The 21,070-nt window shown below is 67.7% G+C and carries 18 protein-coding genes; 6 read left to right on the forward strand and 12 right to left on the reverse strand.

The genetic code is table 11. The features are described 5' to 3' along the window. The first annotated feature begins 235 nt into the window (after positions 1-235). From thiC to JIM95_RS10285, 3 genes are all read left to right on the forward strand, one after another. Positions 236-1,939, forward strand: coding sequence for a phosphomethylpyrimidine synthase ThiC (gene thiC / locus JIM95_RS10275; protein WP_200256486.1), 1,704 nt, complete (start codon positions 236-238; stop codon positions 1,937-1,939). 136 nt (positions 1,940-2,075) lie between these two features. Next, complete coding sequence (locus tag JIM95_RS10280; RefSeq protein ID WP_200256484.1) at positions 2,076-2,276, forward strand: hypothetical protein; 201 nt, start codon at positions 2,076-2,078, stop codon at positions 2,274-2,276. Then, positions 2,269-2,511, forward strand: coding sequence for a hypothetical protein (locus JIM95_RS10285; RefSeq protein WP_200256482.1), 243 nt, complete (start codon positions 2,269-2,271; stop codon positions 2,509-2,511). Before JIM95_RS10280 ends, JIM95_RS10285 begins: the two co-directional genes overlap by 8 nt. A gap of 470 nt (positions 2,512-2,981) precedes the next feature. On the opposite strand, the gene JIM95_RS10290 is transcribed toward JIM95_RS10285, so the two are convergent. From JIM95_RS10290 to JIM95_RS10325, 8 genes are all read right to left on the reverse strand, one after another. Continuing rightward, positions 2,982-3,182, reverse strand: a complete 201-nt coding sequence (locus tag JIM95_RS10290; protein WP_200256480.1) for a hypothetical protein — start codon at positions 3,180-3,182, stop codon at positions 2,982-2,984. Between the two features lie 137 nt (positions 3,183-3,319). Beyond that, complete coding sequence (locus JIM95_RS10295; RefSeq protein ID WP_200256478.1) at positions 3,320-4,084, reverse strand: multidrug ABC transporter permease; 765 nt, start codon at positions 4,082-4,084, stop codon at positions 3,320-3,322. 3 nt (positions 4,085-4,087) lie between these two features. Continuing rightward, a complete protein-coding gene (locus JIM95_RS10300; protein ID WP_200256476.1) occupies positions 4,088-5,074 on the reverse strand; it encodes an ABC transporter ATP-binding protein in 987 nt (328 codons plus the stop codon). A 450-nt stretch (positions 5,075-5,524) separates the two neighbouring features. After that, positions 5,525-6,289 (reverse strand): thiazole synthase, encoded by a 765-nt coding sequence (gene thiG, locus JIM95_RS10305; protein ID WP_200256474.1) that lies wholly within the window; start codon positions 6,287-6,289, stop codon positions 5,525-5,527. 2 nt (positions 6,290-6,291) lie between these two features. Then, positions 6,292-6,537, reverse strand: a complete 246-nt coding sequence (gene thiS / locus JIM95_RS10310) for a sulfur carrier protein ThiS (RefSeq protein ID WP_200256472.1) — start codon at positions 6,535-6,537, stop codon at positions 6,292-6,294. A gap of 9 nt (positions 6,538-6,546) precedes the next feature. After that, positions 6,547-7,626, reverse strand: coding sequence for a glycine oxidase ThiO (gene thiO, locus JIM95_RS10315; RefSeq protein WP_200256470.1), 1,080 nt, complete (start codon positions 7,624-7,626; stop codon positions 6,547-6,549). Beyond that, positions 7,623-8,270: a thiamine phosphate synthase gene (thiE, locus tag JIM95_RS10320; RefSeq protein ID WP_200256468.1), complete on the reverse strand. Its 648-nt coding sequence runs from the start codon at positions 8,268-8,270 to the stop codon at positions 7,623-7,625. Before thiE ends, thiO begins: the two co-directional genes overlap by 4 nt. Continuing rightward, positions 8,267-8,803: an NUDIX hydrolase gene (locus tag JIM95_RS10325; protein ID WP_200256466.1), complete on the reverse strand. Its 537-nt coding sequence runs from the start codon at positions 8,801-8,803 to the stop codon at positions 8,267-8,269. Before JIM95_RS10325 ends, thiE begins: the two co-directional genes overlap by 4 nt. A 99-nt stretch (positions 8,804-8,902) precedes the next feature. On the opposite strand from JIM95_RS10325, the gene JIM95_RS10330 reads away from it, so the two are divergent. Genes JIM95_RS10330 through JIM95_RS10340 form a run of 3 tightly spaced genes read left to right on the forward strand, consistent with a single transcriptional unit; the run spans position 8,903 to position 13,757 of the window. Beyond that, a complete protein-coding gene (locus JIM95_RS10330; protein WP_200256463.1) occupies positions 8,903-10,339 on the forward strand; it encodes a hypothetical protein in 1,437 nt (478 codons plus the stop codon). Beyond that, entirely contained in the window at positions 10,339-11,364 is a 1,026-nt protein-coding gene (locus tag JIM95_RS10335; RefSeq protein WP_200256461.1) for a glutamate ABC transporter substrate-binding protein, read from the forward strand. The genes JIM95_RS10330 and JIM95_RS10335 overlap by 1 nt, the downstream gene beginning before the upstream one ends. 2 nt (positions 11,365-11,366) lie before the next feature. Next, a complete protein-coding gene (locus JIM95_RS10340) occupies positions 11,367-13,757 on the forward strand; it encodes a serine/threonine protein kinase (protein ID WP_200256459.1) in 2,391 nt (796 codons plus the stop codon). 312 nt (positions 13,758-14,069) lie between these two features. Here JIM95_RS10340 and JIM95_RS10345 read toward each other — a convergent pair whose 3' ends face one another. The 4 genes from JIM95_RS10345 to JIM95_RS10360 form a co-directional block, all read right to left on the reverse strand. Beyond that, complete coding sequence (locus JIM95_RS10345) at positions 14,070-15,161, reverse strand: permease (protein ID WP_200256457.1); 1,092 nt, start codon at positions 15,159-15,161, stop codon at positions 14,070-14,072. Next, entirely contained in the window at positions 15,158-16,003 is an 846-nt protein-coding gene (locus JIM95_RS10350; RefSeq protein WP_200256456.1) for a TIGR03943 family putative permease subunit, read from the reverse strand. The genes JIM95_RS10345 and JIM95_RS10350 overlap by 4 nt, the downstream gene beginning before the upstream one ends. Positions 16,004-16,015: 12 nt before the next feature. Further along, entirely contained in the window at positions 16,016-19,279 is a 3,264-nt protein-coding gene (gene phoA, locus JIM95_RS10355) for an alkaline phosphatase (RefSeq protein ID WP_200256455.1), read from the reverse strand. 297 nt (positions 19,280-19,576) lie between these two features. Continuing rightward, on the reverse strand, positions 19,577-21,049 hold the full coding sequence (locus JIM95_RS10360; RefSeq protein ID WP_200256454.1) for a helix-turn-helix transcriptional regulator: 1,473 nt from the start codon (positions 21,047-21,049) through the stop codon (positions 19,577-19,579). Positions 21,050-21,070 lie beyond the last annotated feature (21 nt).

Genomic DNA, 21,070 nt, shown 5'->3' on the forward strand with positions numbered 1-21,070 from the left:
GTGCCCTTCCCCGGCTCCCCCGCTCCACCTGCGATTGATCCGTTCCACGTCCCTCACCTCCGAACTCGCCCAATCCGCCGCGATGTCGCCTGACGCTTGTTAGACTCGTGCGCACAACCTGTCAACCGCGGGAGCGTGGCCCGAACCACGCTGAGAGGGCACCTGAATCATCAGGGGGTGCCGACCGTTTCGAACCTGTCCGGATAATGCCGGCGTAGGGAGAGGAAATACAGCCATGCGCTCACGTACGCCCAGCGTCAACCCGAAGACCGCACCTCCGACCGAGGGGCAGGTCACCACGGGTCCGATCTACCGGAGCGAGAAGGTCTACGAGGAGATCGACTTCGAGGGCACCACCCTGCGGGTTCCGGCCCGCCGGATCAACCTGACCAACGGGGAACACTTCGACGTCTACGACACCTCAGGTATCTACACCCACACCGATCCGGAGCTGAACCTGAAGGAGGGGCTGGCCAAGACCCGCGACTCCTGGCCCCACCCCGATGCCGTACCCGCCTCCGACGAGCACCCGGAGCTGAAGGTGCGCACGCAGCTGGCGTGGGCCCGCGCCGGGATCATCACCCCCGAGATGGCGTTCATCGCCCACCGCGAGGGCTTCGATCCCGAGGTCGTGCGTGAGGAGGTCGCCGCCGGCCGGGCGGTGATCTGCGCGAACCACAACCACCCCGAGATCGAACCGATGATCATCGGCAAGAAGTTCGCGGTGAAGGTCAACGCCAACATGGGCAACTCCGCGGTGACCTCCTCCATCGCGGAGGAGGTGGAGAAGATGGTGTGGGCGACCCGCTGGGGAGCGGACACCATCATGGATCTGTCCACCGGGCGGGACATCCACGAGACCCGCGAGTGGATCCTGCGCAACTCCCCCGTCCCGGTCGGTACCGTCCCCATCTACGAGGCGCTGGAGAAGGTCAAGGGCGATCCCACCAAGCTGACCTGGGAGATCTACCGGGACACCGTGATCGAGCAGTGTGAACAGGGCGTGGACTACATGACCGTGCACGCGGGCGTCCTGCTGCGCTATGTTCCACTCGCCGCGAACCGGGTCACCGGGATCGTGAGCCGGGGTGGATCGATCATGGCGGCGTGGTGCCTCAACCGGCACGAGGAGTCCTTCCTGTACACGCACTTCGTGGAGCTGTGCGACATTCTCGCGAAGTACGACGTCACCTTCTCCCTCGGCGACGGACTGCGCCCGGGATCGATCGCGGACGCGAACGACGAGGCGCAACTCGCGGAGCTGCGCACGCTGGGCGAGTTGACGAAGGTGGCGAAGGAGCGCGGCTGCCAGGTGATGATCGAGGGCCCCGGTCACGTCCCCATGCACAAGATCGCGGTCAACGTGGAGTGGGAGGAGCAGTGGTGCGAGGAGGCCCCCTTCTACACACTCGGCCCTCTGGCAACCGACATCGCCCCCGGCTACGACCACATCACCTCGGCGATCGGCGCCGCTATCATCGGCCAGGCCGGTACCGCGATGCTCTGCTACGTCACCCCGAAGGAACACCTCGGACTGCCCAACCGGGATGACGTGAAGATCGGTGTGATCACCTACAAGATCGCCGCCCACGCAGCGGACCTGGGCAAGGGGCATCCCCGCGCCCAGGAACGGGACGACGCCCTGTCGACCGCACGCTTCGAGTTCCGGTGGCACGACCAGTTCGCGCTCGCGCTCGATCCGGACACCGCCCTCGACTTCCACGACGAGACCCTGCCCGCGGAACCGGCGAAGACGGCCCACTTCTGCTCGATGTGCGGTCCGAAATTCTGTTCCATGCGGATCTCCCAGGACGTGCGCGAGTACGCGAAGCAGCACGGGCTGGACAGCGTGGAGGCCATCGAGGCCGGTATGCAGGAGAAGTCGAGGGAGTTCGCCGAAGCGGGCGGACGCGTCTATCTGCCGATCAGCGCGACGTAGCGACGGGCGGGATCCGGGGCGCCACCTCCGGCGCACCGATCCGGGCTTCTCGAACAGATGGGGGTAACCCCGTCCGGTGACTGTGGTGGAATAATTCAGGTAAACGACCAGAGCAATCGAGGAGGGAGCTGCCACCATGGCCATCACGATCAGGAAGACCAACAATGCAGAACTCCAGAAGCGTCGACGAGAGTTGACCGACAACCTCGAAGCTCGCATGACGTACCGGGATTACCGTGATCTGGCGCGATTGGGTCTGTTGTCGCCCGAGGACATGCAGGTCTACGAGGAGCTCCAGAAAACGGAGTTCCTCCTCGGCACGCAGCGTCGTGGATAGCACCGAGTTCTATACCTGGGCCGAGAGGTTCTTCCAAGAGCGCGAAGAGCTCCTCGTGCGGGTTCTACCCTTCACACCGAAAAGCGTGGTCGAGGTCAACGAGGATGAGTTGACGGCCAGCGGTGTTTTAGAGGTGGAACTGGCCTACAGCGGCCCGGCCCTCCCCGTGGACCCGGAATCGACCTGCCCCGGCAGCGATCTGTACAGTGCCAAGATCACCTACCAGGCAGTCTAGACCGTTCTGCTACCTTTCCGGTCATCGAGAACTCCTCATTCCAGATCCGTGCAGCCAAATCTCCGGCCGTGAGATTCGAGTATGAGCGAAACAAGACCTCAGTACCTGCCGCTCATATCCATGTCCACCGGGTCGGTGGTCTGTTGAGCCCGGGGCTCATGCGGAACGGGAAGAAAGGGGTCCGCAACGGCGACCGGCAGTCACTTCATCTCCCCGTGGGCGGCCACCGATTCCGACCTTCGATGGAAGATTTCCTCTATTTCACAGTCAACGAATGTGGCTTCCGCGCAAAAGAAAATTGGGAGGCCACGTTGCTTTCCACGCGCCGAGAGTGGCTCGACACGCAGTGCAGAGCGGCTGTCCGCGACTCCCCCGAAGTAGCTGTCGACGCTCTGAAACAACTCGGCCACACGATCACACCGCCAGAGACACCGCAGGGTCTTCCCCAACGACATGACGGCTGGTGAACGTCACCGACGTCGGATACTCCAGCGCCGGTAGCCCTCCCCGCAGAAGCCGAGGAGTCCGGCGACACAGATGATGAAGGGTAGCGCGGCCCACCTGCCGTCGGGCACGGTGAACAGGATGGCACCCAGTCCGATGACGCACAGCACGAGCACCAGGATCTGTGCGGTGAGCGCACGGTCGGACATCGTCCTGATCTTGTCCACGGTCGTTACCGTCCTCTCAGTCGTCGTGTCTCCACCCTGCCGCTGTCACGTGGGTGCACCTCCACGATAGAAGATGACCCGCTGTGGGCGGCACGCGTGTGCCGCCCACAGCGGGTCATGAGCGCCCGGAATCAGGGTCAGGCGTCGCGCACATTCACCAGGACGGTGGCGATGACGAGCAGACCGAGCGCCCAGGCAGCGAAGTACCAGACGCTTCCGGTGACACCCCAGGGAGCTTCCGTCGCCTGGTTCTGCACGAAGGCGTTGAAGTTGTTGAAGGGGGCGAACTTGTAGATGTCCTCGCCGACCTTCGGAATCGCCACGTTGATGATCCCCTCCAGCGCGAAATACCAGAGGAAGAGGATCGCGATCGCTCCGGCGGTCTGACGGACGATCCACCCGATGGACTGGGAGAACACCATCAGCAGCGCCGCACTGAGCGGGTACGTCCACATGATGCGTCGGGATTGCTCTCCTCCCCAGATGTCCAGGGTGGCTGCGGAGGCGTCGGTGGCGACGAGCTTGGCGATATAGAAGGCCCCGAGCACGCCTATGTATGTCAGCGCTGAGGCGATGACGGTGTACAGCAGGAGTTTCGCGATGACGACCGGTGTCCGGTTCGGGCACGCCTGGAACGTCGACTGAACGACCGAGTGCCGGTACTCCCCGGTGACGACCATGACCGACTGGATCATGAGGACGAGGAAGCCGAAGGATGCGATCCCCGTGACGAGGATTTCCGGCGGGAGGAAGGCATCCTCCTGCCCGTCGAGTCTCTGCGTGCCGAAGACGAAGAGCGCGGAGGTACCGATGCTGAAGAACAGGAAGAGTACCGACGTCCACCAGAAGGCCTTCGTGGAATAGAGCTTGATCCACTCTGCGGCGAGAATTCTCGGAAACATGTGTCAGTTCTCCTCGTTCAGCTTCTGCTCGGTGGGTTCCGTCGTCGATCCGGGGATCTGGGGCTGCTCGGGAGCTTCACCCGTCTGATACTGCTGGGCGTGTCCGGTCATCTGGAGGAACGCCTCCTCGAGGGACGCCTTACGCTCCGTGAGCTCGGTGACCATGATTCCGGTGGAGTAGGCCAGAGCACCGATGAAGTCGGTGGTCCTCTCGTCGATGATGAGCTGGGGCCGCTTCTCCTGGTCGATGTCCTCCCGGTACGGGATGTTCTCCTCTTCGAGGACCTGGGTGAACTCCTTGTACTGTTCCGTACGCATGACCACCGAGGTCTTCGAGGACTCCTTGATGAAGTCGTACGTGGAGGAATCGGAGACGAGCTTTCCGCGACCGATGACGATGAGATGATCCGCCGTCAGCGCCATCTCGGACAGCATGTGGGAACTGACCAGCACGGTCCGTCCCTCAGCCGCGAGAGCCTTCAGGAAGTCACGCACCCACCGGATGCCCTCCGGGTCCAGGCCGTTGACCGGCTCGTCGAGGAGCAGTACTCCGGGATCACCCAGCAGCGCCGTCGCGAGACCGAGGCGCTGCCCCATGCCCAACGAGAATCCACCGGTCTTCTTGCCCGCCACATCAGACAGTCCGACCAGGCCGAGGACCTCGTCGACCCGGCTCTTCGGGATCCCGTTGGATTTCGCGATCCACTTCAGGTGGTTCGCGGCACTACGGTTCGGGTGGGTCGCCTTTGCGTCGAGGAGCGCTCCGACCTCCCGGAGCGGGTTCTTCAACTTGCGGTAGGGGACACCGTTGATGGTCGCGGTACCCGCGGTGGGCTTGTCGAGCCCGAGAATCATCCGCATCGTCGTCGACTTACCCGCACCGTTCGGTCCGAGGAAACCTGTGACCACCCCCGGGTTGACCGAGAAGGTAAGGTCATCGACGGCACGGACCTGGCGGTACCTCTTGGTCAGGCCGGAAACTTCAATCATGCCCACTAGTGTGGCACAGGACGCGGGAGCCGGTGCGGGCAGCCCCTAGATGCCCCCAAGTTCACACCCGACACCATGAGCCCCACCAGGTCACACCTCCCGGGCCCGGAAACCCCGGAACCCGGGCGGGGACGGCACTTCCGGGCGGGCCACCGGCTCAGACCGTCGGGAGGTACCGGGCCCCGGACCCCATTCCACGTCCAGCTCAGGGGGAATTGTCCGGGGGAACCGGTCGGGTCCGCCGATCGGGGGACGACTGCTGCCTCCCCCGGTCACATCCCGGCGAATTCCGACGGTCACCGCCCGCCCCGCAGGTGGAGTTCAGGCTCCGGGGCCCCTCGGTCGCGGCCGTTTCCCGGGGGTTCCGGCGCCCCGCGTCTCCGCACCACCGATACACGGGGCGCCACCCGGTTCGGCCTCCCACCGGTGACCGGAACCGTGACGGAACCGTCAGACGGGTGATTCGGTCGGCGAGGACGCCTGCGACCAGAATCGCTTCGGGATGCGGCCGGCGGTGCGTGCGAGGTGTCCGGATTCGACGGCGAGTTTCATGGCCCGCGCCATGGTGACGGGATCATCTGCCCGAGTGACCGCTGTGGCGAGGAGAACGGCGGAGCAACCGAGCTCCATCGCGCGGGCGGCGTCGGAGGCGGTGCCGATGCCCGCGTCGCAGATCACCGGGACACCGGCGGCGGAGGTGATCATCTCCAGGTTGTGTTCGTTGCGGATCCCCAGCCCGGTACCGATCGGTGCGGCCAGCGGCATCACCGCGGCGCACCCGGCCTCCTCCAACTGGCGGCAGAGGATGGGGTCGTCGTTGGTGTAGGGCAGCACGACGAAGCCGTCGTCGACGAGTTGCTCGGCGGCGTCGAGGAGCTCCACACCGTCGGGCAGGAGGGTCCGGTCGTCGGCGATGACCTCGAGCTTGATCCAGTTGGTGTCCAGTGCTTCCCGGGCGAGCCGGGCGGTGAGGACGGCCTCGGCGGCGGTCCGGCAGCCCGCGGTGTTCGGCAGGACGGTGATGCCCAGATCGTCGAGCAGGGCAAGCAGTCCGGTGTGCCCGCCGGCGTCGACCCGGCGCATCGCGACGGTGGTCATCGCCGTGCCGGAGGCGACGAGCGCCTCGCGGAGGACCTGCTGGTTGGCTGCTCCACCGGTACCCATGATCAGACGTGAGGTGAGGGTCTTGCCGGCGATGACCAGTTGCTCGGACACCTCTACCCTCCCTGAACGGCGGTGAAGATGTCGATCTGCGCCGCTTCCAGCTGTCCGACGGTCTCGTCCCAGCGGGCCGCCGGGACGACCAGCCCGTTGACGGCGACGGCGAAGCCGCGGTCGGATTCGGAGCGTTCGCGGACGAGCTGGCGGATGGTGGTCTCCGGTCCGAGCTCGCGGGCCTGCCCGTTGACTGTGACCGTTCTCGGTCCGTGACCACCGGGTGTGCGTTCGGTGAACTGACTCATGAGGTGCTCCTAGAGGGTCGGTCGGTCCGGTCGGGTGAGCCGGGTGATGTCGAGTGGTGTGCCGTGGACCTCGGCGAGGACGGCGTCCGCGGTGACGGCGGAGAGCAGGATCCCGTTGCGCCCGTGTCCGCAGGCGGCGATGACGCGGCCGTCGCCGACGGGACCGATGACCGGGACGTTGTCGGGGCTGTAGGGCCTAAGTCCGGCGATCACCTCGTCGAACACGTAGTCGTCGACTCCGGGGAAGACGAGTGCCGCGTCGTCGAGCAGCTGCCGGATCCCACCCGCCGTGGGTGCGGTGTCGTGGCCGTGCTCGTATTCGGTGGCGCCGACGGCCACGCCCCACGCGCGGGGCACGAGGTACAGGGGCCGGCCGTGCACACGGGCGCGGATCGTGCGGGCCGGGGCGGGCTGCGATCCGGGTTGCCGGCGCAGGCGCACGACCTCGCCCTTCACCTCACGGACGTCGAGCCCGAGCAGTTCACGCGCACCGGCGCCCGCCGCGACGACGACACGCTCGCCGGGCACGGAGTCAGGATCGGTGACCGTCTGTTCCACCCGCCGGACGCCGAGCCGTTCGCAGGCCTCGGTCAGCCGTTGGAGCAGGACACGGTTGTCGACGGCGTGTTCCTCCGGGCACAGGATCCCGGCGCGCAGTCCGCGGCGCAGCGCGGACTCGAGCTGCCGCATTTCGCGGCGGCTGATCCGGCTGAGTCGCCCCGGGTAGTGCGATTCCACGAATCCGAAGGTGCGCTCGATGTCGGTCGCGTCCGCGTCGTCGGCGCCGGTGAGGATCGTGCCCGTTCCGGTGACGATGTCGTCCGCACCGCCGTCGGCGAGGTCGCTGAGCAGGCGTTCCCAGGAGTCGAGGGACGCGACCCCGAGGTGGAGCATCGCCTCCTCGCCCGGCCAGGCTTCGGTGAGTCCGCCGAGCATGCCGCCGGCAACCCAGCCTGCCCCGTCGCGGGGGCTCGCCGCGGGTGCGTACAGCGTGACGTCGGCTCCGGCGTGAGCCAGTCGGAAGGCACAGGCCAGTCCGATGACGGATCCGCCGATGACGCTGACGGGAGTGCCGTGGATGGAGGTCACCGACCGTCCACCGCCGTCCTGAGGGCGCGGGTCGCCGCCGCCGGGTCGTCGGCGTCCGCGATGGCGCGGACCACGACGAGCCGCCGGGCGCCGGCCGCGGCCACGTCGCCCGCGTTCCCGGGATCGATGCCGCCGATCGCGAACCAGGGTCGGGTTGTTCCGGTGGACGCCGCGTAGCGGACCAGATCGAGGCCCGTCGCCGCGCGGCCCGGCTTCGTGGGTGTGGCCCACACCGGGCCGGTGCAGAAATAGTCGACGTCGGGGTCCGCGATGGCGGCATCTACCTGACCGGGATCGTGGCAGGACCTGCCGATGATGACGTCGGGGCCGACGATCTGTCGGGCGGTGGCGACGGGGAGATCCCGCTGCCCGAGGTGGAGGACGTCGGCACCGGCGGCGCGGGCGATGTCGGCCCGGTCATTCACCGCGAGCAGGGTGCCGTACCGGTCGCAGACCTCACGGAGGGCCGCGAGGAGGTCGAGTTCCTCGGCGGCCTCGATCCGGGGGTTCTTCTGCCGGAGCTGGATGATGTCCACTCCGGCGCGGCAGGCGCTCTCGGCGAGCTCGAGGAGCCCGGAGGTTCCGTCGTCGCGGAAGCGGGCGTCGGTCACGAGGTAGAGGCGTGACTCATCGATGGTCTTCACCGGTCATCTCCCAGGAGTCGGTCGAGTTCCTCCCGCAGTCGCGGCCAGGCGGCGGCGAAGGCGGGCATCAGGTTGAGGTCTGTGATCCGGTCGAGGGCGACCCACCGCAGTTCGACGGATTCCCGGTTCACCCGGGTGGGCAGTGGCTGGCCGACCCGTCCGATGACGGTGGTGTAGGTCCACCCGCCCGCGAGTTCCGGGCGTTCCGGGTCCGCACGGTGGGGCCCCGCGGTGGTCAACTCTCCGAGGACCTCCACGCGGTCGGTGTCGATGGCGCACTCCTCCTCCGTCTCCCGGAGGGCTGCTTCCGCGGCCGACTCGTGGGAGTCGCGGGCTCCTCCGGGTAGCGCCCAGGTGTCCCCGTCAGCGGTCCATTCAGCGCGGTGCTGCATGAGGACGCGGAGTGGAGTACTCCCCGTTCCTCCGGGAGAATCGGAACCGTCCGCGACGAGCAGTAGTCCGGCGGCACCGTGAACTCCCCAGCAGCGCGCGCCCCGGGGACCGGCGGACCAACCATTTCCGTCACCTTTCATAGCCCCCAACATTAGTCCCGCGGCCACCTCCGGGGGTGACCGGTCGGTGGCATCAGCACAGCAGCAGTGAAAGCCGCGAAGGTCGGTTATTCTTGTGAAATGACCGGCGCCCCTCAGTCCTCCGTGATCCCGGAGGACACCCAGGACCACTGGTTGGACCGGGTCAGCGGAATGGACCGGCAGCGTCGCCGGCATCCGCTGTTCGCCTTCGCCCAGGACACCTTCGGCCAGCCCTTCCACTGGCTACGCAGGACGTTCGGTTTCCTGCGCACCTCCCCGGGCAAGATGACGGCGATGACCCTGATCATCACGGTCGCCATCTTCGCCGCCGGTTTCTCCATGTCCCAGTCGTCGGCGGTCCGGAAGGACGCCCTCGGGACGTTGATCACCACCACGGAACCGACGTCCTACGCGGCACACAACCTCTACACCTCACTCTCGGTGGCGGACACCGCCGCGACCACCGGTTTCGCGCAGGCGGGTGTGGAATCGCCGCAGACCCGGCAGACGTACAACGACTCGGTCCGGCGGGCGAGCATCGCCGCGTCCAGGGCCGCCGCGGGAGTCGCCGATCTGGACAGCAGATCGGGCCAGCTCATCTCCCAGATCCAACGCCAGTTGCCGGTGTACACGGGGTTGGTGGAGACCGCGCGGACGAACAGCCGGGCGGGAAACCCGGTGGGTGCCGCGTACCTGGCGGAGGCCTCCGCCCTCATGCGCACCGAGATCCTCCCCGCCGCAGCGGAGTTGTTCGAGCAGACGTCGGAGGAGGTCCGCCAGCAGCAGTCGCAGCTGACCGAACCGCAGTGGGTCCCCCTGTCGGGATTGGCCGCCGCCATCCTGCTGCTGCTGCTCGGGCAACGGTGGCTGGCGGTCCGCACGCGGCGCTGGCTGAACAAGGGCTTCGTCACGGCGACGATCCTGATGACCGTCGCCCTGTTGTGGGTCGGTGGCGCGAACCTCGTCACCTGGAACGCCGGTACCAGGGGCTTCGAGGAGGCCTCGCAGCCGCTCGAGTCGCTGACCAACGCCCGCATCGCCGCGCAGAAGGCCCGGACCGAGGAGACCCTGGCGCTCGTGCGGCGGCAGAGTTCCAGCGGGAAGGCCGGTTTCCTCACCGCGACCCGGGCCATAGACCAGGCGCTGGACGCCTACGAGAATTCCGTGTTGAGCAAGGCGGACGTCAACTCCGCGAACGCCGAGATCGCCCGGCAGTCGCTCGTCTACTGGCGTAGCGCCCACTCCTCCCTCACCGAGGATCAGGCCGCCGGAAACTATCCGGCTGCACTGGAGACCGCCCTCGGTGTCCACGGCGTGGAGCGCTCCCCCGGTGACGGCACCGCGGCGAGCGCCTTCGATTCGCTGGATTCCGCCCTGTCCTCACTCATCGACGATGCCCGGGCCTCCCTGCGCAGCTACATCGCCGACGGGCTGAACGCGACGACCCGGGTGTCCTCCATGGTGCTTCTGCTGAGCCTGCTGGCGATGGTCGCCACGGCGGCGGGCATCCGACCCCGACTCCAGGAGTACCTGTGATGCGTCACCGTCGTTCGATCTCCGCGGCCGTGTTCCTCGCCACCGCCCTCACCACGGCCTCGTGTGCCCAGCCGAATCACGACGAGCCCCAGCCGGCGTGGGTTTCCGCGACCGACTCGTCCCTCCCGCTCCCGCCCGGTGCGACGGTGGAGGAGGCGGGCAGCATCCCCGGAAAACCCATCCTGGTCGAGGGACTGCTGGGTTCCCGGCGCCCCGGGAACGAGAGTGTCGAGGAACGGGTGCCCGAGATCCTCAGACGCGGCCGGTTGATCGTGGGGGTCGACCAGTCGCAGAACCTCCTGAGCTTCCGCGATGCGACGACCGGGGAACTGGAGGGCTTCGAGGTCGATCTCGCCCGGGAGATGGCCCGGGACATCTTCGGTGACCCGTCGCGGGTGGATTTCCGCTTCGTCGACTCCTCCGACAGGGTCCTGGCTCTCGAGGCGGGAACCGTGGACATCGTGGTCCGCTCCCTGACGATCACCCGGAGCCGGCAGGACCAGATCGCGTTCTCCACTCCGTACTTCACGGCACGGACCCGGATTCTCGCGATGGAGTCGTCGAACATCTCCTCGCTGGCTGATCTGGAGGGGCGCACGGTGTGCGTCACCAACGGTTCGACGGCGGCCGAACGGACCCGATCGCTCGCCCCGGAGGCGGATCTTCTCCTGGTCCGGAACTGGGCCGACTGCCTCGTCGCGGTGCAGCAGTACCAGGCTGACGCGGTGATATCGGACGACGCGATCCTCTCCGGCATCGCCGAGCAGGACCCCTACACGCGTCTCGTCGGCCCGCCCCTCGGCGAGGAACACTACGGGGTCGGCATCGCCTCCCCCGGGTACCGGCACGACACGGACGGCCTGATCCGGCAGGTGAATTCCACCATCGAGCGGGTCCGCGAGGACGGCACCTGGTGGCGCCTGTACAACCGGTGGTTCGGCCCGTACCAGTCCACCGACGGGCCCCCACCTCTCGACTACCGGCCCGAACCTGACAGGGAAACCCAGCAGGAGGATGAGTCATAGCGATGGCCGAGTACGAGATGGGCACCGAGGCGGTCCCCTACAATCCCTTCGAGGACGATGACCTGGAGGACGACGACACGATCCACGCGCTGCTCGACGACCTCGGGAGCATGCGTGATGACGCCGCCACCCTGACGGCGACCTCCCCCGCGGCCGCCACCGGCACGGCTCCCGCGCCGGGTCCCGCCGGCACGACGACATCGTCGTCGGCGTCGCCTGCGGAGGACGCCGGGACCAGGTCCCGGCAGCAGGCGCTGTCGACGTTCCGGGAGCGCCGTTCGTCCACGCGCAGGAGCCGATTCGTCGCCGACGGGATGGTGCAGCTGCCCTTCATCCGCCTCCGGGACCCCATGGAGGCGATCACGGATCCGGCGGACGACATCGCCAGGGGCATCGAGCCCCCCTCCCTGTCCCCCGGGGACATGGTCGCCGGGCAGTATGAGGTCGCGGGAGTGCTCGCGCACGGCGGAATGGGGTGGGTCTATCTCGCGCAGGACCGGAACGTCTCCGGGCGGTGGGTCGTGCTGAAGGGGATGATCTCCGATCCGGACAACCGGCACCGGTCCGTCGCCGAGGCCGAACGTGAGTTCCTCGCCGACATCACCCACCCGGGGATCGTCAAGATCTTCAATTTCATCGACGACCCGCACAGCGACACGAGTTTCATCGTCATGGAGTACGTCGGTGGCCCGTCCCTCCGCGGCCGCCGGCGACGGCAGTCGGGGGGTGTCTTCGACGTCGCTCTCGCCATCGGTTACATCCTGGAGATCCTGCCCGCCCTCGACTACCTCCATTCCCGTGGTGTCGTCTACAACGATCTCAAGCCCGACAACATCATCGTCACCGAGGACCAGGTCAAGCTCATCGACCTCGGCGCGGTCAGCGGCATCGGTGCCTTCGGGTTCATCTACGGCACCCGCGGGTTCCAGGCCCCCGAGGTCCCCACCCAGGGCCCCAGTGTGGCCAGCGACATCTACACCATCGGCCGCACCCTCGCCGCCATGACCTGTAACCTCCCGGTCGTCGACGACGCCTACGCCCCGGGCATCCCCTCCCCCGCCGGGGAGCCGGTGCTCCGCAGGCATCTGTCGTTCTACCGCCTGCTGCTCCGTGCGACCCACGAGGATCCGGCCCGTCGGTTCCGCGATGTCACCGAACTGTCCACCCAGCTCTACGGGGTGCTCCGGGAGATCCTCGCGATCCGTGACGGCAAACAGTTCCCGGCGCAGCACTCCCTGTTCTCCCCGCAGCGTACGACGTTCGGAACCAAGCACCAGGTGTTCCGCACCGACCAACTCATCGACGGCATCGAGCGGGAGGTCCGGATCACCGCGCCCGAGGTGGTCGCCGCACTCCCCGTCCCCCTCATCGATCGCAGCGACGTCGGCGCGGGCCTGTTGTCCGGATCGTCGTACGCGGAACCGCTCGAGGCACTGGAGACCATGCGCCAGGCGATGCAGACCGAGGAGTACTCGGCATCCGCGGAGATCCCGCTCGGCGTCGTCCGGGCCCTTCTCGATCTGGGTTTCACCCTCGAGGCGAAGCAGTGGCTGGATTCCCTGTCGGAGCGCCTCGGCCTGGACTGGCGGCACCAGTGGTACTCGGGGGTCACCGACCTGCTGCTGGATGATTACGTGGCCGCGCAGGACCACTTCAACAACGTGCTCAACATCGTCCCCGGCGAGGCCGCGCCGAAGCTCGCCCTCGCGGCGGTCGACGAGATGCTCCTGCAGCAGTTCGGGTACACCCACCGCCCACTGCTGGACCAGGACGCCATCCACACCGCGGCGCACTCCGCCGGTACCGATGCGGCGCTCCACATGGACGTGCTGTCGACGCTCGGGGAGAGCTGGTCCCACCTGACCTCCGATCCGGTCGCCCTCCGGTTCCACTCGATGCGCCTCTACGCGCTGGTGTGGGCGACGAACCCGACGACGGTGTCCTCCGCTTTCGGTATGGCCCGCCAGCTCATGGCGGAGAAGCAGGTCGAACTAGCGGTGAACGCCCTCGACAAGGTTCCCCAGCCTTCCCGGCACCACCGGATGGCCAAGTTGACCACGATCCTGCTGCTGGTCTCCGGGGATCCGGCCAAGCTCACCGAATCGAGGATCCGGCGCGCGGCCCGCCGCCTGGAGGAGATCCCGAACAACGAACCACGTCTCCTGCAGATCAGGATCGGTGTGATCAGCGCGGGGCTGAACTGGCTGCGGTCGACCGGCCTGGACTGTTCCGCCAGCCCCAACACCCTGTTCGGTTTCCCGTTCTCCCAGCGGGGACTGCGTGCGGCTCTGGCCGACACCCTGCGCAGTCAGGCGCGGATGGCTCCGTTCGCGCGGCACCGGTACAGCCTCGTCGACATGGCGAATGCGGTGCGCCCGCCGACCTGGTTCTGACCGCACCTCTCCCCACGGTTCCCGGGGTGTGACCGCGGTGTGGCGCCTCCGGACGATGGTGCGTGCGGCGGTGCCGGTTCAGCAGCGGGCGTGGCGTCGGGACGTCCGGCGGAGCTCGTCCCGCACCGCCTCACTCAGCGCGTCCGGGACGGTGACGGGTCCGGCCGTGGGGAAACCCGCGCCGTCGCCGTGCGGAAGAGAACGCGGCGTGCCGGTTCCGGGGTACGCCTGTCTCCGTCGGGTGGACCCGCTGTGACCGGTGGTGCCACGGGATCTTCCGCGTCACCGGACGTCCCGGAAAACGATGCCGCCTCACAGGACCCCGAAGATGACCGTGCCCACCGCGACCGCGGACAGGACACCGCAGATCAGGACCATGGGGACGAACCGGAGGACGAACCGCGGCCCGAATGCACCGGCCTGCATGGAGATCAGCTTGATGTCGACCATGGGGCCCACGACGAGGAACGCGAGTTGCGCGGTCGGGGAGACCGCGGTGAACGACGCGGCGACGAAGGCGTCCGCCTCGGAGCAGAGGGAGAGCAGGATCGCGAGTCCCACCATGACGAGGACGGCGAGCAGCGGGGTCTGCGAGATGTCGGCGAACCAGGAGGCGGGGACGGTGACCTTGATCAGTGCCGCGACCATCGCGCCCAGGACGAGGAATCCCCCGGCCTGGGTGAGGTCGTGGAGTGCGGTCATCTGGAACCGGCGCCACTGCCAGCTCCGCTTCCCGGACCCGGTGGCGTCGTGCGTGCAGTGGTCGTCGGCGCAGCCGCCGAAACCGGCGCCGTCCGGAGCGGTGACCCGGATCTCGTCGTCGCGGCCGAGGATGATCCACAGCCAGCCCGCGGTGAGAACCGCGAGGAATGAGGCGATGAACCGGGCCCAGGCCATCTCCGGCAGGGCGTTGAACGCCACCGCCGTGGAGACGATGACCACCGGGTTGAGCGCCGGGGAGGCGAGCATGAACACGAGCGCCGCGGCCCTGGACACCCCGTTGCGCATGAAGGACTGGGCGACGGGCACGGAGGCGCACTCACATCCGGGCAGGGCGATGGCGACGGAGCCGGCGACGGGCACGGCGAGGAAACTGTTGCGCGGGATGATGCGCTGCAGGAAACCGGGTGGCGCGAACGCCGCGATCACCGCGGACACGGTGACCCCGAGCACGAGGAACGGCAGCGCCTGGATCGCCACGGCGACCGTGATCGCGGCCCAGGATTCGACGGCGCCACCCATGTTCCAGAGCGGGTCGACGGCGCTGGTCGGGCCGGTGCCGAACTGGGTCCACAGCACGACGATGAGCCCGAGTGCGGTGAATTCCCAGAGCGCGAGCTGCCTGGGGGTGACGCGGCCGGCCCGGCCGGTGTCCGCGGCTTTCGGTGTGGCGGTGGTGCTCACAGGTACGGGATCCTCGGTTCCTTGGTCTCGGTGATCGATTCTGGGTCGAGGACGAGATGCGAGGTGGAGGCGTCGGTGTCGACGGTGCCGACCACCTCGACCCACGTGTCGTCGGGCAGGTCCGTGCCGCCGGCGAGTGTGGCGGAGTAGGCGACGGCGTCGGCGGCACAGCAGAAGATCTTGTAGCGGTTGACCACCACCTTCTGTCCGTCGGCGGAGGATTCCCGCCCGCTGTCGTCGAAGCTGGCCGCCCCACCGTGGGAGATGAATCCGAGGACCTTGATTCGCTTCCCCCCGAGGTCCGCCAGGTCGCCGTAGGAGTACCGGTTGTGGAGGTCGTCGAGGTTGAGTTCGTTGACCCCGCTGTCGGACAGCGGCTCGAAGGTGACTCCCCCGCGGGCGGTGACCACCCTGCCCCCGTTTCCGGCGAGTGCCGCGTCGCGTTCGGTGCCGCTGGCGGTGTTGTCGAGCATCGCCGCACCGAGCGGGGAGGGCGCCCCGATGACGACGAGCAGGAACGGTACGAACACGAGCCAGGCGATCGGTGAGACCGTCGCACGCCCACCGCCCCCGTGGTTCTCCCGCCGCGCCCCGAGCCAGAGGACCGAGATCGCGAGCGCCGTGACGAGGATCCCGACGGTGAGCGTCAGCGGCTGCCAGAACGTTCTGATGTAGGTGGATATCCGGCCGCTCACGAGCATCGCGAGGACGAGCGCCCCGGTCAGCAGCCACAGGACCGCGATGATCTGGGCCGCGAAACCCGGACCGGTCGCCGGGCCACCGTCGATGCGCTCATCGTGATCGTGGCCGTGTTGATCGGTCCGGTCCGGGCTTCTGTCCATGTCGTTTCCCTTCTAGCCCCGGGCGTTGGTGCGTCGACGTCCGGTGACGAAAGCGGTGACGGCGATGAGGATGACCAGGGCGAGGAACCCGAGGGCGATCCACATCTTCGTGGAGGAGCTGGTGGGGGTTCCGGATGTCTCCTGTGCCTCCGTCGAGGTGTCGGGGGAGCCGGTTTCGGTGGCCTCCCAGCGTCCGGCGAGGTTGATGCCGGCGCCGTCGGTGTCCAGGTCGAGGGCGTTGGCGATGACGTAGTGGATGTCGGTCTGGTCGATCTGCCCGACGACATTGGCGGCCCCGGGGCCTTCGGCGGCTACCCGCAGCTGGGCCCCGGTGTGGGTCTGGGAGCCGAGTGCCTCTTCGTCGTCGTTGGACTTGGCGGTGGCGTAGTTGACGGTCATCTCGTCGCCGTCGGCGGTGACCAGCTTGGTGGTGCGGCCGGCGGTCGCCCGGTCGTTCGAGGTGATCTGCGAGGTGTGGGCGTGGTCGGCGGTGGTGATGATGAGGGTCGGTTCGCCGGATTCCCGGACCCAGTCGCGGGCCGCCCGGATCGCGTCATCGAGCTGCTGCGCCTCGCCGATCTGGCCGCAGATGTCTGCGTCGTGGTCGGCCTTGTCGACGGACGCGGACTCGATCTGGACGAGGAATCCGTTGTCATTGCGCAGCAGGTCGAGCGCCTTGGTGGTCATCTGCGCGAGGGTGGGCACCTCGTCGCCGCGCTCGGGGTTCTCGGTGCAGCGCACACCCTGTCCGACGGCGGGTTCGACGGTCGGGATGCTCTGCTCCCAGACCCGGGGCAGGTTGCCCTCGGCGAAGATACCGAGGACCGGAGCGTCCTGGTCGGCCTCCTTGACGGCGTCGAGTTCGTCGGCGGAGGTGACGACGGTGAAGCCCTGGTTGCGGGCGTTGTCGAGGACGGAGTCACCCTTGGTCCAGGTGTGTCCGTCCCAGTCGCCGCCGGTCTGGACGGTCTGCTCGAGGTACTTCGCGCCGCCGCCGAGGGTGATGTCGGCCCGGGTGTCGATGAGTTGTTCGGAGATGGAGCCGAGGCCGCCGTACTCGCGGAACTGCTTCTCGAATCCCTCGCCCTGGCAGGTCTTGTTGTTCTTGTCGTATTCCGGTCCGTAGCACTTGCGGTTGAGTGCGTGGCTGCCGACCGCCGCCGGGGTGGCGTCCTGGATCTCGGCGGTGGTGACGTTGCCGGTCTTCAGCCCCCTGGCCTTGGCCATTTCGATGATGTTGGGCACCGGGGTGCCGTCGACCCTGATGCCGAGTCCACCGTTGTAGGTCTTGGTGCCGGTGGCCCAGCCGGTGGCCGACGCCGCGGAATCGGTGACGTAGGTGGGACCGCCGAGCTCGGGGTCGAGCGCGAACGTCGTGTAGTAACCGGTATAGGGCAGCGCATCGATCCCGGGCAGCCGCCCGTTCGCTCCGTGGAGGTAGTTGCGGGCCGAGGTGATCTCGCTGTCCCCCATGCCGTCGCCGATGAACAGGATCACGTTCTTCGCCTTCTCGTCGTCGAGGCCCTGTCCCTCCTTCGCGAACTGGGCGCAGTCGCCCGGGCCGGAGACGAATCCGTCGTCACCGACTTTGTAACAGGTGGCGAGGGGGTCCGCCGGCGCGTTGCGGTCTTCTGTTCCGGCCCTGTAGGAGGTGGCGGATTTCTCGGTGGGATCGGACGCCTCGATGGTGGGGACGTCGTTGATCCGCAGGGCATTGGCGACGGTGAAGAAGAGATCGGTCTGGTCGGTCTGTCCGATCACGTTCTCCTCACCGGGGCCGTAGGCGGCGACGCGGAGCTGCGAGCCGTTGTGCTGCTGGGATGCCTTCGGGTTGTCCGCGAGCTCCTGCAGCGGGAGGCTGCCGTAGGCGATGGTCTGCGAGGAGCCTTCCCCGGTGCGCAGACGTGTGGTCGCGGCGACGGAGTCCTGTCCGTCGTAGATGATCTCGGTGGAGTGCGCGTGGTCGGCGGTGACGACGACGAGGGTGTCGCCGTCCTTCTTCGCGAAGTCGAGCGCCGCCTTCACGGTCTCATCGAGGCGTTCGACCTCGCCGATCATGCCGCAGGCGTCGGCGGCGTGGGAGCGCTTGTCGATGGAGGCGGACTCGACCTGGAGCAGGAAGCCCTTGTCCGACTCCGGATCATCGAGGAGCTCGATGGCCTTCGTCGTCATGTCGACGAGTTCGGGCTGCCCCTCGGTGTCCTGCGCCTCGCACTCCAGGGGGCGGCCGGAGCCGCCGTCGGGGGTTGCCTTGGAGGGGGCGTAGCGGGTGATCATGTTTCCGTCGTCGAACAGTCCGAGTACCGGGGCGTCCTGGTCGGCCGCGGTGACGGAGTCGAGTTCCGCTGCGGTGCGGACGACGGTGAAGCCGTTGTCAGCGGCGTTGTCCAGCACCGTTTTTCCGGCGGTCCAGGTGGTCCTGGCGGGCAGGAACGGTGATGTGCCCTCCCCCTCGTGGATGACCTCCTGGTCGAATGCCGCCAGGCCACCACCGAGGGTGAGGTCGGGGCGGGCGTCGACGATCTGTTCAGCGATGGACCCGAGGCCGCCGTTGTGCCGGTACTGGGCGGCGAACGCCTCCCCCTGGCAGACCTTGGAGTTCTCCTCCTCCTGCGGGCCGTAGCACTTCCGGTTGAAGGCGTGGGCGACGAATGCGGCCGGGGTGGCGTCCTCGATCTCCGAGGTGCTGACGTTGCCGGTGCGCAACCCGGCCTTCTTGGCCTTCTCGAGGAGGTTCTCCACCGGCTTCTGCTCGAGGTCGACGCCGATGGCGCCGTTGTAGGTCTTGATGCCCGTCGTCCAGGAGGTCGCCGATGCCGCGGAGTCGGTGACGTAGTTGAAGGAGCCGTCCCGGTCCACGGAGTGGTGGGTGTAGGCACCGGTGGAGGTGAAGGCGTCAAGCCCCTCGAAACGGCCGGCGGCACCCTTGAGATAGTTGCGGGCGGCGGTGATCTCCTGCTGCCCCATGCCGTCACCGATGATGAGGATGACGTTCCTGGCGTGATTCTCGGTCCGTTTCTGCCCGACGGTTCCGAACTGGGCGCACTCGCCGGGTTTCAGTGCGCGGACCGTTCCGTCCTCGGCGATGGGACTGCACTTCTCCGGGCCGTTGTACTGACCTCCCGGTCCGGTGACCGGAGCTTTCTCAGCGGCGGGGACCCGCTCGGGGTCTGCACCCGCGCTGACGGGGAGGACGACTGCGAGGGCCGCGGTGAGGAGGGCCCCCACGACGGCGCGTGTCGCTTGTTTCTGTGTTCGGCTTTCCTTGGCGGTCATGTGTCAGGCTTTCCGTGTCGGAGATGGCGGAACTGAGGGACGATGCGGATCTCTCGTCGTTTCGGGACTCCATCAGTCGACCACCCCAGGGTTAACCGACCGTAAAAGGCACGGGACCCGGGTACCCAACATCGCGTGAACAGCAGCAGAATGCACGCCCCGGAGGACCACCATCGGAACACTGTTGAAAACAGTACCCGATAATTCTCCGTTCGGCCACGGCCCGGGCCCCGGCGCGCACCGTGACCGGCGTGAATCGTTACGCGCCGAGTCCCGACGGGGACGGTGGCTACGGGGTCATGCGCCCCGGGACCGGGGAGCAACCGACGGCCCGGAACGGGCGGGGACCACGACGGGTTCGTCCGCCAGTACGGGCCCCGGCCGGGCACCGGTCAATTGCGCGTACCGCTTGGGGGTCATACCGTGCTCGGCGAAAAATGCCCTGGTGAACGCCGCGGCGTGGGAATACCGGAGGGTGCGCGCCGTTTCCGTGGGACTCCTCCCCTGCGCCAGGAGTATGCGGGCGAGGTTCATCCGACGGACATAGCTGTGACGCTGACGACTGACCCCATCATCCCGGACACACACCTGCTGACCGGATCGGTCGCCCTCGCCGGCAGGTGGCTCCTCACGGACACCGGGGACACTCCGGAAGATGTCGTCGTGACGGGCTCCCTCGACCGTTATGTGCGTGTGCGTGGAGACCGCCGTTCGAAGCAGTTCCACGGGAGCGAAGCCGGAGAAATCGACGACGGTGGGCACCCGTGCCGCACCGGCGGACCCGTTGCCGTCGGGGTACCGGAACCCGAGCGGGAGCAGTAGTGTGCCCGCCTCCATCGCCACATGGACCGCGACGCCGGCGGGAAGCACCACCCCCTGGCCCTCCACGATGCCGATGGTGCACCGATCAGTGGTGACGGTGGCCCGCCCGGTGACCAACCAGACGACGATGTCCCCACCATTGATGTTGAGCCAGGTCTCATTTTCCGGCACACCGGGGTCGTCCAACCTGATCTCACCGACGGAAGCCCGTCCGCCTCCGGAGAGTGCGGCGACCGGAGTGGTCCCCGTCTCGGCACGGTAGGCACGGATGAGTTCACTCGCACCCGGGTATCCGGTGGCATGGGCCGCGAACTGCAGGCCACGACCACGCGCGATGAGGGCGACGGCCTCGTTGAGCCGGACCCGGGTGATCCACCGGCTGACGCTCAACGTGGTTTCCGCGCGGAATCTCCGCTGCAGTGTCCGCACGGACACACCGGCGATGTCCGCGAGTTGCGCAACACTGTGGTTGACGGAGAGATCAGCCATGACCGTCCCCGCCACGGCGGTCGCCTCCGCCGAGATCGGTTGCGGAGCCACGGGCACCGGCACCGCATCGGACTGAGCGGCGATGATCTCCGCGACGAGACACCGCAGGAAGTCGGTGCGTTCCACATCGGGCCTCAGATACCCCAGGTTCTGGGCGAACTCGAACAGAAGACGCAGCCGGAGCTGTTCCGGCAGAGCGGCGACAGCGGTTCGGATGGACACCGCGACCGCCAGCTCTCCCGGAAGCTCGACGGGGATGACCACAGCGTCCTCGCCACCACGGATCCGGTAGCGCAGACCGGCCGCGATGAGCATCACCTGTCCGGCCGACAACCGGGTCGTCCCCACCGCCGTGTCCACACCGGCGGTTCCGGCGTAGACCCACACGATGAGCGCGCGTCTGGCACAGCGGGAGGACCCCTCGACCGACCCTCCACGGAGCCGCTGCTGGACCGTCATCGTCCCCTCCTCTCCCCGTCC

Origin of the sequence: Corynebacterium antarcticum (assembly GCF_016595285.2) — a bacterium.
GTDB lineage: Bacteria > Actinomycetota > Actinomycetes > Mycobacteriales > Mycobacteriaceae > Corynebacterium > Corynebacterium antarcticum.

Coding starts and splice junctions, on each gene's coding strand:
- thiC (WP_200256486.1), top strand. CDS start 236: ATGCGCTCACGTACGCCCAGCGTCAACCCGAAGACCGCACCTCCGACC.
- JIM95_RS10280 (WP_200256484.1), top strand. CDS start 2,076: ATGGCCATCACGATCAGGAAGACCAACAATGCAGAACTCCAGAAGCGT.
- JIM95_RS10295 (WP_200256478.1), bottom strand. CDS start 4,084: ATGTTTCCGAGAATTCTCGCCGCAGAGTGGATCAAGCTCTATTCCACG.
- JIM95_RS10300 (WP_200256476.1), bottom strand. CDS start 5,074: ATGATTGAAGTTTCCGGCCTGACCAAGAGGTACCGCCAGGTCCGTGCC.
- thiS (WP_200256472.1), bottom strand. CDS start 6,537: ATGAGTCAGTTCACCGAACGCACACCCGGTGGTCACGGACCGAGAACG.
- JIM95_RS10325 (WP_200256466.1), bottom strand. CDS start 8,803: ATGAAAGGTGACGGAAATGGTTGGTCCGCCGGTCCCCGGGGCGCGCGC.
- JIM95_RS10330 (WP_200256463.1), top strand. CDS start 8,903: ATGACCGGCGCCCCTCAGTCCTCCGTGATCCCGGAGGACACCCAGGAC.
- JIM95_RS10335 (WP_200256461.1), top strand. CDS start 10,339: ATGCGTCACCGTCGTTCGATCTCCGCGGCCGTGTTCCTCGCCACCGCC.
- JIM95_RS10340 (WP_200256459.1), top strand. CDS start 11,367: ATGGCCGAGTACGAGATGGGCACCGAGGCGGTCCCCTACAATCCCTTC.
- JIM95_RS10350 (WP_200256456.1), bottom strand. CDS start 16,003: ATGGACAGAAGCCCGGACCGGACCGATCAACACGGCCACGATCACGAT.
- phoA (WP_200256455.1), bottom strand. CDS start 19,279: ATGACCGCCAAGGAAAGCCGAACACAGAAACAAGCGACACGCGCCGTC.
- JIM95_RS10360 (WP_200256454.1), bottom strand. CDS start 21,049: ATGACGGTCCAGCAGCGGCTCCGTGGAGGGTCGGTCGAGGGGTCCTCC.